Source organism: Micromonospora sp. NPDC050200 (assembly GCF_040656135.1).
Lineage (GTDB): Bacteria > Actinomycetota > Actinomycetes > Mycobacteriales > Micromonosporaceae > Micromonospora.
The window spans coordinates 120,149-134,716 of the sequence record NZ_JBFALG010000006.1 but is presented as its reverse complement, the minus strand read 5'-3'; the positions used below and the strand labels follow the sequence as shown (position 1 = coordinate 134,716).

The following is a 14,568-nucleotide window of genomic DNA, read 5'->3' as shown; positions in this document are numbered from 1 at the left end:
TCCCGACGCTATCCATCCCGCCGCGACTTCACCACTCGTACGGGGACAGTTCTGCACTAGGGTGCGGGGGCATGACGGAATCGGCACGGCTGCGCGTGGATCTGCTGACCCGGGAGTACCCGCCCGAGGTGTACGGCGGCGCCGGGGTGCACGTCGAGTACCTCGCCCGGGAGCTGCGCCGACTCGCCGACGTGCGGGTGCACTGCTTCGGTGCGCCGCGCACCGAGCCGGGCGTCACCGCGTACGCCGAACCGGCCGGCCTTTCCGGCGCGAACGCCGCGCTGCGCACCATGGGCGTCGACCTGGAGATGGCCGCGGGCTGCGCCGGCACCGACGTGGTGCACAGCCACACCTGGTACGCCAACCTGGCCGGGCACACCGCGAAGCTGCTGCACGGGGTGCCGCACGTGGTGACCGCGCACAGCCTGGAACCGTTGCGGCCGTGGAAGGCCGAGCAACTCGGCGGCGGGTACGCCCTCTCGTCCTGGTGCGAGCGGACGGCGGTGGAGGCCGCCGACGCGGTGATCGCAGTCAGTGAGAGGATGCGGCGGGACGTGCTGACCGCCTACCCGGCGGTCGACCCGGACCGGGTCCGGGTGGTCTACAACGGCATCGACACCGCCCAGTACGCCCCGGACCACGCGACCGACGTGCTGGACCGGCTCGGCATCGACCCCGGCCGGCCGAGCGTGGTCTACGTCGGCCGGATCACGAAGCAGAAGGGACTGCCCTACCTGCTGCGGGCGGCCCGGTCGCTGCCGGCGGACACCCAGTTGGTGCTGCTCGCCGGCGCGCCGGACACCCCGGAGATCGCCGCCGAGGTGGAGGGCTTGGTCGCCGAGCTGCGGGCGACCCGCTCGGGCGTGGTCTGGGTGGCCGAGATGCTGCCCAAGCACGAGGTGATCCAGGTGCTCACCCACGCGACGATCTTCGTCTGCCCGTCGGTGTACGAGCCGATGGGGATCGTCAACCTGGAGGCGATGGCCTGCGAGACGGCGGTGGTGGCGACCGCCACCGGCGGCATCCCCGAGGTGGTGGCCGACGGCGAGACGGGGCTGCTGGTGCCGATCGAGCAGGCGGCCGACGGCAGCGGACGCCCGCTGGACCCGGAGCGTTTCGTCGCCGACCTGGCGGCGGCGATCACCGAGCTGCTGGCCGACCCGGCGCGCACCACCGAACTCGGTCAGGCCGGCCGGCGGCGGGCGGTGGAACACTTCTCCTGGGACGCCATCGCCACCCGCACCCTCGACATATACCGCTCCCTGCTGGTGTAGGGAAGCCCCTTATCCATGCCCGGCAAGCCTGTGTACGAGCAGGTCGTCGATGAACATCACCGCGTCGATCCGAAGCGGCACGCTCAAGCCCGGTGACAAGTTGCCGGCCAGTTGGCTGCCGAAACGGAGAAGGCGCCCGCAGAGCCTGGACCTGATGTGAGTGGCAGTCAGTCACTTGGCGTGATCAGGGCCAGGGCCGGGAAGTACGTGCGGTACCGCGCGCCGTCGCGGGTAAGAAGGTTGTACCGGCACACCGCCGCGTGCGCCCCGATGTAGAAGTCGGCGATGGGTGATCGCTTCCCGCCGCCCAATCTGCGGTACCGCGCGTATGCCTTGCCGGCGAGGAACCCCGCCGGATAGGGCAGTTCCTCGCGGAGGAAGTCCCCGGCGGGTAGCGCCTCGTCCAACTCCTCAATACGGGCGAAACGCACCGAAACTTCAGCGTAGACGATGGGATTGATCACCAGGCTGCCCGCGTCACGGGCCTCAGCGAGGGCAGTTTCCGACCACTCCGCCCACTTCGGATCCTCGGTCAGGATGTCCAGCAGCACATTGGTGTCGACCAGGGTCGCCACCGCGTCCGGCGAGCGCGGCGGCAGGGCGCGAAGCCGCTCACTCGCCACGCAGCAACTCCATCAACTCATCGGTGGACATGTGCTCGGTCTCCGTCGCGCCACCCCGGCCCCGCATGTGGCGTACGAGGCGCTGCCCCCGGGTGTCGGCACCGTGCACTCGGACGATGCGGAGGGCCCCGCCATCCTCAACCACATCCACCTCATCGCCCTCGTGCAGGCCGTACCGGGCCCGCAGGGCCGCTGGGATGGTGACCTGACCCTTGCTGTTCAATCGCATGCCGAGCCTCCGTGTCACGTAATACCAATGATACGCGACACCTCCGGTCACGCCTCATTCCGATACCACCACTTCCGGGAGGGCCGCAGCGGGAGAGCGGCCGTGAAGGGGACGCTCGACCGCGCGCGAAGCGATCTCGCGCAGTAGGTTGGCGGGGTGAGCGGACGGTTCCCGATCGAAGACGTCTCCCCCGTCGTCTCCTGCGGTCGCTACCCGGCCAAGGCTGTGGTCGACGAGGTGGTGCCGGTGTCGGCGCGCGCCTACCGGGAGGGGCACGACGCGCTGGGCTGCAACGTGGTCTGGCTCGGCCCGGACGGCCGGGCGCGGCCCTTCACCCGGATGCGCCCCGGCGAGCCGGGGCAGGACCGCTGGCACGCCACCATCCGTCCGGACGCCGTCGGCGCCTGGGCGTTCACCGTGGAGGCGTTCCAGGACCCGTACCTGACCTGGCAGAACGCGGTGACCAAGAAGGTGGCCGCCGGTCAGGGCCCGGACGAGCTGGCCAACGACCTGGCCGAGGGTGCCCGGGTGCTGGACGCCGCCGTGAAGCTGGTCCCGGCCGGTGACCGCAAGCGGGTCCGCGCGGCGGCGAAGGCGCTGCGCGACGGGAAGCTGGCGCTGCCCCGGCGGGTGGCCCCGGCCCTCGACCTGGCCGACCTGCTCTGGGCGCACCCGGTCCGCGAGTTGGTCACCACCGGCGAGGAGTACCGGCTCTGGGTGGACCGCCCCCGCGCGCTCTTCTCCGCCTGGTACGAGTTCTTCCCCCGGTCCGAGGGCGCGATCCCGGCCACCGTCGACTCCCCGGCCCGCTCGGGCACCTTCGGCACCGCGACGGACCGGCTCCCCGGCGTCGCGGCGATGGGCTTCGACGTGCTCTACCTGCCGCCGATCCACCCGATCGGCCGGGTCAACCGCAAGGGCCGCAACAACTCGCTGACCGCCGGGCCCGACGACGTGGGCTCGCCGTGGGCGATCGGCGCCGCCGAGGGCGGCCACGACGCCATCCACCCCGACCTGGGTACGCCGGCGGACTTCCGCGACTTCGTCGCCGCCGCCGCCGAACAGGGCCTGGAGGTGGCGATGGACCTGGCGTTGCAGTGCGCGCCGGACCACCCCTGGGTGACCGAGCACCCGGAGTGGTTCACCACCCGGGCCGACGGCAGCATCGCGTACGCGGAGAACCCGCCGAAGAAGTACCAGGACATCTACCCGCTGAACTTCGACAACGACCCGGAGGGGATCCGGGCCGAGGTGCTGCGGGTGGTGCTGCACTGGATCGGCGAGGGGATCCGGATCTTCCGGGTCGACAATCCGCACACCAAGCCGTTCGACTTCTGGCACTGGCTGATCGCCGAGGTCAGGAAGGTCGACCCGGGCGTGCTCTTCCTCGCCGAGGCGTTCACCCGGCCGGCGATCATGCACGGGCTCGGCAAGATCGGCTTCACCCAGTCGTACACGTACTTCACCTGGCGCACGTCGGCCGCCGAGATGCGGGCGTACTGCGAGGAACTGGTCGCCGCGGCCGACTACATGCGGCCGAACTTCTGGCCGAACACGCCGGACATCCTGCACGAGTCGTTGCAGCACGGCGGTCCGCCGATGTTCAAGATCCGGGCGGTGCTGGCCGCGCTGCTCTCCCCTTCCTGGGGCGTGTACGCCGGGTTCGAACTCTTCGAGCACGTCGCCCGCCCCGGCGCCGAGGAATACCTGGACAACGAGAAGTTCGAGCTGCGACCCCGGGACTGGGCCGGCGCGCAGGCGCAGGGCCGCTCGCTGGCGCCGTTCCTCGCCACCCTCAACCGGGTACGCCGGGACAACCCGGCCCTGCACCGGCTGCGCAACCTGCGCTTCCACGACATCGACAACCCGGCCCTGCTCTGCTGGTCCAAACACGACCCGGACAGCGGCAACACCGTCATCGTGGTCTGCTCGTTCGACTCCCGCGCGGTGCAGTGGGGCAACACCACGTTGGACATGCCGGCCCTCGGCTTCGACTGGCACGACCGGTTCACCGTGCACGACGAGCTGACCGGCGCCAGCTACGAGTGGGGCCAGCACAACGCCGTCCGCCTCGACCCGTACCTTCAGCCCGCGCACGTGTTGTCGGTGCGGCGACGCCCGGCCGCCGCCACCGCACCACCGCCCGCCACGACCGCTCCCGTCCCGGAGGACGCGCGATGGACCAGCTGATCGCCGGCGCGACGCACGACCCACACGCCCTGCTCGGCGCGCACCCCGCCGACGGGTGGACCACGATCCGCGCGATGCGCCGGGGGGCCGGCGACGTGCTGCTGCTGGTCGGCGACGAGCGGCACCCGATGAAGCGGGTGCACGACGTCGGGGTCTTCGAGACCCGGGTCGAGGGCACCGTGCTCGACTACCGGATCGAGGCCGACGGACGCGCCACCGACGACCCGTACCGCTACCCGCCGACCGTCGGCGAACTGGACCTGCACCTGATCGGCGAGGGACGCCACGAGCGGCTCTGGGAGGCGCTCGGCGCCCGGGTCCTCAACGGGGGCGTGGCGTTCTCGGTGTGGGCGCCCAACGCCCGCGGGGTGCGGGTGGTCGGCGACTTCACCGGCTGGGGCCCGGACGACGGCTGGCCGATGCGTTCGCTCGGCTCCAGCGGGGTGTGGGAGATCTTCGTGCCGGACGACCGGGTCGGCGCCCGCTACAAGTACCGCATCCTCGGCGCCGACGGGCACTGGCGGGACAAGGCCGACCCGCTCGCCGCGTACGCGGAGGTGCCGCCGGCCACGGCCTCGGTGGTGCACCACTCGACGTACGAGTGGTCGGACGCCGCCTGGCTGGAGCGGCGGGCGCGGCGACAGCCGCACCAGGAGCCGATGAGCGTGTACGAGGTACACCTCGGCTCCTGGCGGCCCGGCCTGGGCTACCGGGAGCTGGCCGAGCAGCTCACCGCGTACGTCACCGAGATGGGCTTCACCCACGTGGAGTTCCTGCCGGTGATGGAACACCCGTTCGGCGGTTCCTGGGGCTACCAGGTCACCGGCTACTACGCGCCGACCTCCCGCTTCGGCGACCCGGACGACTTCCGCCACCTGGTCGACCGGCTGCACTCCGCCGGCGTCGGAGTGATCCTGGACTGGGTGCCGGCGCACTTCCCGAAGGACGAGTGGGCCCTCGCGCGGTTCGACGGCACCCCGCTCTACGAGCACCCCGACCCGCGGCGCGGCGAGCACCCCGACTGGGGCACGTACGTCTTCGACTTCGGCCGCCGCGAGGTGCGCAACTTCCTGGTCGCCAACGCGCTCTACTGGTGCGAGGAGTTCCACGTCGACGGCCTGCGCGTGGACGCGGTCGCGTCGATGCTCTACCTGGACTACTCCCGCGAGGAGGGGCAGTGGGCCCCGAACGTGCACGGCGGCCGGGAGAACCTGGAGGCGATCGCGTTCCTCCAGGAGGTCAACGCCACCGTCTACAAGCACCACGCCGGGGTGGTGATGGTCGCCGAGGAGTCCACCGCCTGGCCCGGGGTGACCCGCCCGACCGCCGACGGCGGGCTCGGCTTCGGGTTCAAGTGGAACATGGGCTGGATGCACGACACCCTGCTCTACACCTCCAAGGACCCGATCTACCGGCAGCACCACCACCATCAGCTCACCTTCTCCCTGGCGTACGCCTGGAGCGAGAACTACGTGCTGCCGATCAGCCACGACGAGGTGGTGCACGGCAAGGGTTCGCTCGCCGGCAAGATGCCCGGCGACACCTGGCAGCGGCTGGCCAACGTGCGGGCGCTGCTGGCGTACATGTGGGCGCACCCGGGCAAGCAGCTGCTCTTCATGGGCTGCGAGCTGGCCGACGACCGGGAGTGGAGCGAGGAGCGCGGCCTCGACTGGTACCTGACGCACGACCCGGCCCGGGCCGGTGTGCAGCGCCTCGTCGGGGACCTGAACGCGGTCTACCAGGTCACGCCCGCGCTCTGGGCGCAGGACACCGATCCGGCCGGCTTCCGCTGGATCGCCGGGGACGACGTCGCCAACAACACCGTCTCGTTCGTCCGGATCGCCCCGGACGGCGCGACCCTGGTCTGCGTGGCGAACTTCTCCGCCCTGCCGCTGGAGGACTACCGGGTCGGCCTGCCGGCCGGCGGCACCTGGACCGAGGTGATCAACACCGACGCGCACCACTACGGCGGGTCGGGGGTAGGGAACCTGGGCGCGGTGCACGCGCAGGACATCCCCTGGCACGGCATGGCGGCGTCGGTGGCGCTGCGGGTGCCGCCGCTGGGCGTGCTCTGGCTTCGCAGGGACTGACCGGGCCCGGGTCAGCCACGTGCGGCACGGACGTCGTGGCGCGTGAGGATCGGCCCCGCGTCGCCGCCTTCGTCGCCGCCCTTCGGCCGGTCGCCGCCGGGGCATGTTCGTGGTGAGTGAGATACCTGTGAGGCATATTGATGCCTCACAGGTATCACGCTCGCGGGGACATCAAGAAGGGCGGGCACCACGCTTCGTAGCCAGACGATGCGCGGCTCTCGTAGGTCAGACCAGGCCCGCGTCCCGCAGCAGTTTCCAGAGCCCGGCCCCGTCCGGCGCCGACAGCCACTTCTGTCCCACCGGCCCCGACGAGGAGCGGCCGGCCGGGGCTGGCAGGCTACCGGCGAGCACCGACTGGGTCGGCGAGAGACGGCGGATCGCCACCCCGGCGACGTTGTCCGGGTGGGCGGCGGCGAACTCGCGGTAGATCTCCTGGTCGTGCTGCCCGTCGTCGCCGATCAGCAGCCAGCGCACGTCCGGGAACTCCCGGGCCAGCCGGGCCAGGGTGGCCCGCTTGTGCTCCCGGCCGCTGCGGAACCACCGGTCGGCGGTCGGGCCCCAGTCGGTGAGCAGCAGCGGACCGGCCGGGTAGAGGTGCCGGGAGAGGAACCGGGTCAGCGTCGGCGCGACGTTCCACGCGCCGGTGGAGAGGTAGAAGACCGGCGCTCCCGGGTGGGCGGTGGCCAGCCGCTCGTAGAGCACCGCCATCCCGGGCACCGCGGCCCGGGCGTGCTCGTCCAGGACGAAGGTGTTCCAGGCGGCCAGCAGCGGCCGGGGCAGCGCGGTCACCATGACCGTGTCGTCGATGTCGGAGAGGATGCCGAACCGGACCTCCGGGTCGAGCACCCGCACCAGGGCCTCGGCCGGCTCCGCGTCGGCGACGCTGAGGCGCACCGAGGACCAGCCGGGGGCGAAGTCGCCCTCGACGACCGTGTCGACGAAACCACTCCGGTCGGCGTGCGTCTCGTGGGTCACCCCACCCGCCTCGATGGTCACCTTGACGTGCTTCGCCGGCAGCGTGGCGAAGCTGCGCCAGCCGCGTACCTTCTCCAACCGGCCCCGCTGCCGGGTGTCCGGGCGGCCGAGCAGCACCCGGCAGAGCACTCGCGCCCAGCCCGGCGCGCCGTAGCCGGCGTACGCGATGATGTTGACCTGCCAGCCGGTGCGGCGCAACCGACGCTCCACCAGCTGGTGCACGGCGTCCTCGATCCGTGCGGCCCGGTGCAGGTTCGGTACGGCCAGCTGGCCCGCGGGAGTGGGTGGCACGCTGCAACCCTGCCACACCTCGATGAGAGCGGCCACGCGAGATGTGCCCGGCTCCGCGGATCCGCCCCGGACGTCCGGTACTGCGTGAAACACTCCGGTCGGGACGGCGACGGGGGCGTTGGTCGTGTCGACACCAGGACCGCAGCACGACGCGGAGCGTCCGCGGCTCGACCGGCCGGCGCTCGTCGCGCTGCTGCTCGGGATCGCCGGGGTGGGCTACCGGCTGGTGCTGACCCTGCTGACCGTGCCCGGCTCCAACAGCGACGAGGCGACCTTCGGCCTCGCCGCCGTGCACATCGCCGCCGGCCGGGAGCACCCGGTGTTCCTGTACGGGCAGCACTACATGGGCATGGTCGAGGCGTACCTGGCGGCGCCGCTGGTGGCGGTGGCCGGGCCGAGCTGGCCGGTGCTGCGGCTGCCGCTGCTGGGGCTGTACGCGCTCTTCCTCTGGCTGTCGTACCGGTTGACCCGTCGGCTCTACTCGCCCTGGTTCGCCACCTTCGTGGTGGGTCTGCTGGCGCTCGGCACGGAACGGGTGGTGCGCGACCAGTTGACCGTGGTGGGCGGCCGGCCCGAGGTGAAACCGGCGGTGCTGGCGATGCTGCTGATCGCCGTGGCACTGGCCCAGGACCGGGTGCGGCGCCGGTGGGCCGCGATCGGGCTGGCCGGGCTGCTGGCCGGGCTGGCCCTCTGGTCGGACTGGCTGATCGTGCCGTACCTGGCGGTGGCCGGGCTGCTGCTGCTCTACGCGGCCCGCCGAGAGCTGCTCGGCTGGCCGGGGCTGCTGCTGCTGGCCGGGTTCGCCCTCGGGGTGGCGCCGATGGTCTGGGACAACCTCGTCGCGCCACCCGGGATGGACTCGCTGTCGGTGCTGCGCCAGATCAACGCCAGCGGCGGCGCGACCCCGCCCTGGTCGCCGCGGCTGCGCGGCGGTCTGCTGGAGGGGGTGCCGCTGGCCACCGGGCTCTGCCCGGTCACCGGGTGCGCCCGCTGGCAGGAGTGGTTCGGCCTGCTCTACCCGGTGCTGCTGGCGGTCGCCGGGCTGCTCGCGCTGGTCGCGTACCGCCGGACCGCCGGCCTGCCCACCGCCCGGCGGGTCCGGCCCGTCGCGCAGCTCACCCTGGTCGCCGGCGCGGCGCTGACCCTGCTCGCGTACGTCCGCAGTCCGCTCGCCGCGACCGACCCGCTGGGCAACGCCCGCTACCTGTCGGTGCTCCAGCTCTCCCTGCCGGCGGTGCTCTGGCCGCTCTGGGCGGCGGCGGTGGCCTGCTGGCGGGGCCCGGTCGGCGCGGCGGGCCGGCTGGCCGGGGCGACCGCCACCGCGGTGCTGGCCGGGCTGACCGCCGCCGCCGTGGTGGCCACCGGACTGTTCATCGCGGCGGTGGACGCACCCCGCGCCGAGGAGCGGCAGGCGCGCGAACTGGCCGACGCGGTCCGCCGCACCGGGCTGCGCGAGGTGTACGGCGACTACTGGACCTGCAACCGGCTCACCTTCGCCACCGGCGAGCGGGTGGTCTGCGCGGTGCTCGACGGCGCGCTCACCCCCGGGCAGAACCGCTACCGGCCGTACTGGCGGCAGGTGGGCCGGGCGGAGCGCCCCGGATACGTGCTGCAGGTCGACTCCCCGGCGGAACGCCGGCTGCGCCGGCTGCTGGGCGAGCGGGCCGACGCCGCCACCCTGGTCGAGGTCGCCGGCTATCGCGTGTACCACCCGCCGACCGCCGTGCGGCCGTGGCGCTGAGCCGGCCCGTACGCTGGCGGCGTGCTCATCCTGCTGCCGCCCTCCGAGGGGAAGGCCGACGCCGGCACGGGTCGGCGGCTCGACCTGACCCGGCTCTCCCTGCCCGAGCTGACCCCCGCCCGGCAGGAGGTGCTGGCCGCGCTGATGGCGCTCGGCAGCGGCGACGACGAGGCGGCGGCGCTGGCCGCGCTCGGGCTCAGCGCCGGCCAGCGCGGCGAGCTGGCCCGCAACGCGCGGCTGGACCGGGCGGCCACCGCACCGGCCGGGCAGGTCTACACCGGGGTGCTCTACGAGGCGCTCGACCTGGCCTCGCTGCCGGCCCCGGCGCAGCGGGCGGCGCGCCGGACGGTGCAGATCAGTTCCGGTCTCTGGGGCGCGGTACGCCTCACCGACCGGATCCCGCCGTACCGCTGTCCGATCGGGGCGAGGCTGCCGGGGGTGGGGGCGCTGTCGGCGTACTGGCGGCGGGTGCTGACCCCGGCGATGGCGTCGGCGGCCGGCGACGGCCCGGTGCTGGACCTGCGCTCCGGCGCGTACGCCGCCACCTGGACGCCACGCGGCGCGCTGGCCGGCCGGACGGTGACGGTGCGGGTGCTGCACGAGCGGGAGACGGCCGCCGGGCCGACCCGGAGCGTGGTCAGCCACTTCAACAAGGCGACCAAGGGTCGTCTGGTCCGTGACCTGCTGCTGGCCGGCGCCCGGCCGCGCACCGCCGCCGGGCTGGTCACCGCGCTGCGTGACCTCAAGTACACGGTCGAGGAGCAGCCGGCGCCGGCCGGGCGCCCCCGGCAGCTCGACGTCGTGGTCACCGAACTCTGACGAGCCGCAAGATTTCCTCAAGGCTCGGCCGGATCGGTGGAACCGGGCCGGCCGGCAGGTGACGGTAAGGGGACCCCGACGCCGACAAGGAGCGGTCCGATGGCCCCGCAACCCACCCTGCTCGACCGGCCCCGCGTTCCGTCGTCCCCGCCGCCGATGGACTGGCTGACCCTGGCTGACGCGTTCGAGGTGGCCTGCCTGATCCGCTGTACGCCCCCGCCGGCCGCAGGGCACGGCGGCCCGGTCGAGCCGTACCGGCCGGTGGCGGAGTTCAACCGGGAGGACGCCGCGCTGCGGATGCGGCAACTGCTCAACCGGCTCGACGTGCCGGTGGAGCACGAGGTGGTCAGCGGCGGCCTGCGCCGCCGGTACGAGCTGCACCGCCTGCACATGCCCCGGGAACACCGGGCGGCGTACGCGGAGCTGCGCGAGTCGGGCTGGCGGCGGGGCCGCCGCGAGCTGCTGGGCGGCGCGGCCGCCGGCACGTCGACGGCGCGGGCGGCCTGGCGGTCCCGGTTGGCCGCGGCGGCCTGGCGGTCGGCCCTGCTGGCCGGGGGGCGACACGTGCGCCGGCACATCCTGGGGATCCGGTTGACCGACCGGGAGCTGGCCGCCGTGCTGGTCCGCGGCGCGGCCCTGCTGGAGGTCCCGGCCCTGCTCCGACCGGGCGCCGGCTGCTTCGTGGTCAGCGTCGCCGGCGGCCCGGACCGGCTCAGGATCATGGATCGCGCGGCGCTGACCCCGGCCCGCTGAGCCGGCGGGCTTGCGCCCGGGGCGGTACGCGGCGCACAGTGCTGTGGGTGAGCCGTTGCTGGTCTGCCCCCGGTCGGCGGCGTGCCGCCGCCCCGGCGGCGCTGCTGATGCTCGTCGTGTCGGCGGCCGGGCTCGGCGCCTGCCGGGACTCCCCGGCCGAGCCGATGCCGATCCGGATCGCCACCGGCAGCCCGACCGCCGTCTACCACGCCTTCGGGCAGTCGCTGGCCGCCATCCTCAACCGCGAGCTGCCCGGCGTGCGGGCCAGCGTGGTGGTCACCGCCGCCTCCGCGGAGAACATGCGGCTAGTCGGCGCGGGCGAGGCCGAACTCGGGTTCACCCAGGCCGACGTGCTGCCCACTGGGCCGGTCTCGCAGCCGTCGGTGCTCGCGGTGGCCCGGGTCTACGACGATCTGCTGCACCTGGTCACCACCGCCGGCGGCCCGGTCCGGACGGTCGCCGACCTGCGCGGCCGGCGGGTCTCGGTGGGCGCGGCGGGCTCCGGTACCGAGGTCACCGCGACCCGGCTGCTGGAGGTCGCCCGGCTGGGCGGCGACCGGGTCCGCCAGGAGCACCTCAACCTGGACGACTCGGTGGCCGCGCTGCGGGCCGGCGAGATCGACGCGTTCTTCTTCTCGGGCGGGCTGCCGGTGCGCGCGGTGCACGAGCTGACGGCCGGCTCGGCCACCCGGATCGTCGACCTCGGCGACTGGACCGAGCCGCTGCGCCGCAGCTACCGCGAGGTGTACGTGTCGCGGGACATCCCGCGCTCGGTGTACCGCCTCGACCCGGTCACCACGGTGGCCAACCCGAACTACCTGATCGTCCGGGCGGACCTGCCGGAGCCGCTGGTCCGGGAGCTGACCCGGCTGCTGATGGAACGCCGGGCGGAACTGGCCGCGGCCCATCCGGCGGCCGGCCGGATGAGCCCCCGCTCGGCGATCGCCACCGCGCCGCTGCCGCTGCACCCGGGCGCGGCCGACTGGTACCGCTCCGTCAAGCCCTGACCGGCTCAGCCCCCGGCGGGCGGCCCGGCGGGCGACGGGAACCACAGCTCCGCGACCAGGCCACGCGGGTCGGCCGTCCGCATGGTGAGCCGCCCGTCGGAGGCGTCCACCAGCACCGCGACGATGGTCAGCCCGAGCCCGGCACCGTCGATGTTCTGCGCGTCCGGCGCCCGCCAGAACCGCTCGGTGGCCTGGTCCAGCTGGCCCGGGGTCATGCCCGGCCCGGTGTCGCGCACCTCCAGGGCGGTGCCGCCGTCGGCGTACCGGACGGTCACGGTGACCTCTCCCCCGGCCCCGCTGAACTTCACCGCGTTGTCGATCAGCGCGTCCAGGGCCTGGTCGACGGCGGTGGGCACGGTCCGGGCGTACGCCGGGCCGCTGGTGCGCATCCGGAGGGTGACCGACCGGTGCCGGGCCAGCGGCTCCCACGCGGCGACCCGGAAGGCGGCGACCTCCGCCGCGTCCACCGTCACCCGCTGGTTCTCCTCCCGTTCCACGCGGGCCAGGGTGAGCAGGGCGTCGAGCACCAGTGCCAGCCGGTCGGTCTCCTCCAGCGCGAGCCGGTGCTCGGCCCGGCCCTCCGGGTCGGTCAGGCTCGGCCCCAGCTCCTCCACCCGCAGCCGCAGCGCGGTCAGCGGATTGCGGAGCTGGTGGCTGGCGTGGGCCACGAACGCGCGCTGCCGGTCCATCACGTCGGAGACCGCGTCGGCCATGTTGTTGAAGCTGGCCGCGAGGCGGCGCAGCTCGGGCGGGCCCAGCCGGTGCTGCACCCGCGCCCCCCGGTCGCCCTCGGCGATCTCGTGGGTCACCGCGTCCAGCTCGGTCACCGGCCGCAGCACCCAGCCGGCCAGCCCGAACGCGGTGGAGACGCAGGCCAGCACGGCGAGCAGGCCGATCCCGGCGAGCAGCAGCCACCAGACGGTCACCGTGCGGCGGACCTTGCCGGCCGGGGTGGCGGTGACCACCGCGCCGAGCACCTCGCCGCCGTCGTTGATCGGCACCGCCACCATCAGCGGGCCGTCCACCCACGGCCAGACCGCCTCCGGCTCGCTGAACTGCTGGCCCGACAGCGCCGTGTCGCGCGCCGTCTCGGCGCCCCGGCCGACCCGCCAGCCCGGCGACACCACCACGGTACGGCCGTCCCGGTCGACCACCGCCGCGCCGATGCCGTACAGCTCCTCGTAGGCGGCCAGTTCGCCGCCGAGCGGCCCGGGCACGCCGCCGCGCAGCGCCGGCCCGGCCAGCGAGGCGAACCGGGTCGCGTCGGCGAGCCGGTCGGCCCGTACCCGGTCGGTCTCCCGGGAGGCGAGGGTGACCGCCAGCGGGGTCTCCAACGCCAGCAGCACCAGCACCATCAGCAGCAGGTAGCTGATGACCAGTCGACGACGCACTGCCGCCCCTCACTCGCCGCGGAGCCGGTAGCCGACCCCGCGCACGGTCTCCACCAGGCGGGACTCGCCGAGCTTGCCCCGCAGCGAGCCCACGTGCACCTCGACGGTGTGCCGGTCGGCCCAGGTCGTGCCCCAGACGTCCAGCAGGATCCGGTCCCGGGGCACCGCGACGCCGGGTTGGCGGGCCAGCGAGAGCAGAATGTCGAACTCCTTGCGGGTCAGCGCCACCGGCCGGCCGGCGACGGTGACCGTACGGGCGGCGACGTCGATGCGTACCGCCCCGGCCTCGATCAGGTCCCGCTCCGGCACGGTGTGCGACGCGCGACGCAGCACCGCCTCGATCCGGGCCTGGAGCTCCACCATCGAGAACGGCTTCACCACGTAGTCGTCGGCGCCCAGGCGCAGGCCGAGCACCCGGTCCCGTTCCTCGCCCCGGGCGGTCACCGCGATGATGCCCAGCTGGCTGCTGCGCCGGCGCAGCTCCCGGCAGACCTCGGTGCCGTCCCCGTCGGGCAGGGTCAGGTCCAGCAGCACCAGGTCGCACGGGGCGGCGGAGAGCGCCGCGGCGACGGTGGCGGCGTGCTCGACCTCGTACCCGCGCCGGGTCAGCGCCGAGGAGAGGGCGGCGGCCACCCGTCGGTCGTCCTCGACCAGCAGGATGCGCACCGGTGACCCCCATTCGTCGTACGGATGACGTGCGAATGGTGGCAGAAGTAGGCGGCCGGCGGGAGGGCCGGCTCGGCCACCCGACCCGTCGACCGGCCCCGGGGCGGGTGGCGCGGGCCGTACGCTGCCGTCATGATCTACAAACTGGTGACCGTCGGCGAGTGGGAACGAGCCGGCGTCGACGGGTACGTCCCCGCCTCGGCCCTGGACCGCCAGGACGGGTTCCTGCACCTCTCGGCGGCGGACCAGATCGTGGAGACCGTCCGCCGGCACTACGCCGGCGCCACCGGGCTGGCCCTGCTCACCGTCGACCCGGAGTTGCTCGGCGACGACCTGCGCTGGGAGCCGTCCCGGGACGGCGCCTGGTTCCCGCACCTGTACGGACCGCTGCCGCTGGAGGCGGTCACCGGCGTCGCGGAACTGCCGGCGGACGTGCCCGCCGCCGAGGCGGTGGCGGACCTGCTGGGCTGACCGCGCAGACGCCAGGGGCCCGGGACGACGGTGTCGTCCCGGGCCCCT

The 14,568-nt window shown here is 73.9% G+C and carries 13 protein-coding genes; 8 read left to right on the top strand and 5 right to left on the bottom strand.

Annotated elements, in window-relative coordinates:
* Positions 1-71 precede the first annotated feature (71 nt).
* The gene (gene glgA, locus AB0I41_RS06745) at positions 72-1,274 is read left to right on the top strand and encodes a glycogen synthase (protein ID WP_357102640.1); all 1,203 of its coding nucleotides are present in this window, start codon (positions 72-74) and stop codon (positions 1,272-1,274) included.
* 167 nt (positions 1,275-1,441) lie between these two features.
* Here the strand turns inward: glgA and AB0I41_RS06740 are convergent, their stop codons facing one another.
* On the bottom strand, positions 1,442-1,897 hold the full coding sequence (locus AB0I41_RS06740) for a type II toxin-antitoxin system VapC family toxin (RefSeq protein WP_357102638.1): 456 nt from the start codon (positions 1,895-1,897) through the stop codon (positions 1,442-1,444).
* Complete coding sequence (locus AB0I41_RS06735; RefSeq protein ID WP_357102636.1) at positions 1,887-2,126, bottom strand: AbrB/MazE/SpoVT family DNA-binding domain-containing protein; 240 nt, start codon at positions 2,124-2,126, stop codon at positions 1,887-1,889. The genes AB0I41_RS06740 and AB0I41_RS06735 overlap by 11 nt, the downstream gene beginning before the upstream one ends.
* Positions 2,127-2,282: 156 nt before the next feature.
* Between AB0I41_RS06735 and AB0I41_RS06730 the strand changes: the two genes are divergently transcribed.
* Both AB0I41_RS06730 and glgB read left to right on the top strand, forming a co-directional pair.
* Positions 2,283-4,316 carry a maltotransferase domain-containing protein gene (locus tag AB0I41_RS06730; RefSeq protein ID WP_357102633.1) on the top strand — a complete coding sequence of 678 codons (2,034 nt, stop codon included), beginning with the start codon at positions 2,283-2,285 and terminating at the stop codon, positions 4,314-4,316.
* Positions 4,304-6,406, top strand: a complete 2,103-nt coding sequence (gene glgB, locus AB0I41_RS06725; protein WP_357102631.1) for a 1,4-alpha-glucan branching protein GlgB — start codon at positions 4,304-4,306, stop codon at positions 6,404-6,406. Before AB0I41_RS06730 ends, glgB begins: the two co-directional genes overlap by 13 nt.
* Positions 6,407-6,631: 225 nt before the next feature.
* Here the strand turns inward: glgB and AB0I41_RS06720 are convergent, their stop codons facing one another.
* A complete protein-coding gene (locus AB0I41_RS06720; RefSeq protein ID WP_357102629.1) occupies positions 6,632-7,672 on the bottom strand; it encodes a phosphatase domain-containing protein in 1,041 nt (346 codons plus the stop codon).
* A 118-nt stretch (positions 7,673-7,790) separates the two neighbouring features.
* Here AB0I41_RS06720 and AB0I41_RS06715 point away from each other — a divergent pair, with 118 nt between their 5' ends.
* The 4 genes from AB0I41_RS06715 to AB0I41_RS06700 all read left to right on the top strand — a co-directional run bounded on the left by AB0I41_RS06715 (position 7,791) and on the right by AB0I41_RS06700 (position 11,992).
* Positions 7,791-9,413 carry a hypothetical protein gene (locus AB0I41_RS06715; protein WP_357102627.1) on the top strand — a complete coding sequence of 541 codons (1,623 nt, stop codon included), beginning with the start codon at positions 7,791-7,793 and terminating at the stop codon, positions 9,411-9,413.
* A gap of 21 nt (positions 9,414-9,434) precedes the next feature.
* Positions 9,435-10,232, top strand: a complete 798-nt coding sequence (yaaA, locus tag AB0I41_RS06710; protein ID WP_357102625.1) for a peroxide stress protein YaaA — start codon at positions 9,435-9,437, stop codon at positions 10,230-10,232.
* A 99-nt stretch (positions 10,233-10,331) separates the two neighbouring features.
* Positions 10,332-10,985 (top strand): hypothetical protein, encoded by a 654-nt coding sequence (locus AB0I41_RS06705; RefSeq protein WP_357102623.1) that lies wholly within the window; start codon positions 10,332-10,334, stop codon positions 10,983-10,985.
* 47 nt (positions 10,986-11,032) lie between these two features.
* Positions 11,033-11,992, top strand: a complete 960-nt coding sequence (locus AB0I41_RS06700; protein WP_357102621.1) for a TAXI family TRAP transporter solute-binding subunit — start codon at positions 11,033-11,035, stop codon at positions 11,990-11,992.
* Between the two features lie 5 nt (positions 11,993-11,997).
* On the opposite strand, the gene AB0I41_RS06695 is transcribed toward AB0I41_RS06700, so the two are convergent.
* Both AB0I41_RS06695 and AB0I41_RS06690 read right to left on the bottom strand, forming a co-directional pair.
* Positions 11,998-13,383 (bottom strand): HAMP domain-containing sensor histidine kinase, encoded by a 1,386-nt coding sequence (locus AB0I41_RS06695; RefSeq protein ID WP_357102618.1) that lies wholly within the window; start codon positions 13,381-13,383, stop codon positions 11,998-12,000.
* 9 nt (positions 13,384-13,392) lie between these two features.
* Positions 13,393-14,049 carry a response regulator transcription factor gene (locus AB0I41_RS06690; protein WP_357102616.1) on the bottom strand — a complete coding sequence of 219 codons (657 nt, stop codon included), beginning with the start codon at positions 14,047-14,049 and terminating at the stop codon, positions 13,393-13,395.
* A 132-nt stretch (positions 14,050-14,181) separates the two neighbouring features.
* On the opposite strand from AB0I41_RS06690, the gene AB0I41_RS06685 reads away from it, so the two are divergent.
* The gene (locus AB0I41_RS06685) at positions 14,182-14,520 is read left to right on the top strand and encodes a DUF952 domain-containing protein (protein ID WP_357102614.1); all 339 of its coding nucleotides are present in this window, start codon (positions 14,182-14,184) and stop codon (positions 14,518-14,520) included.
* Positions 14,521-14,568 lie beyond the last annotated feature (48 nt).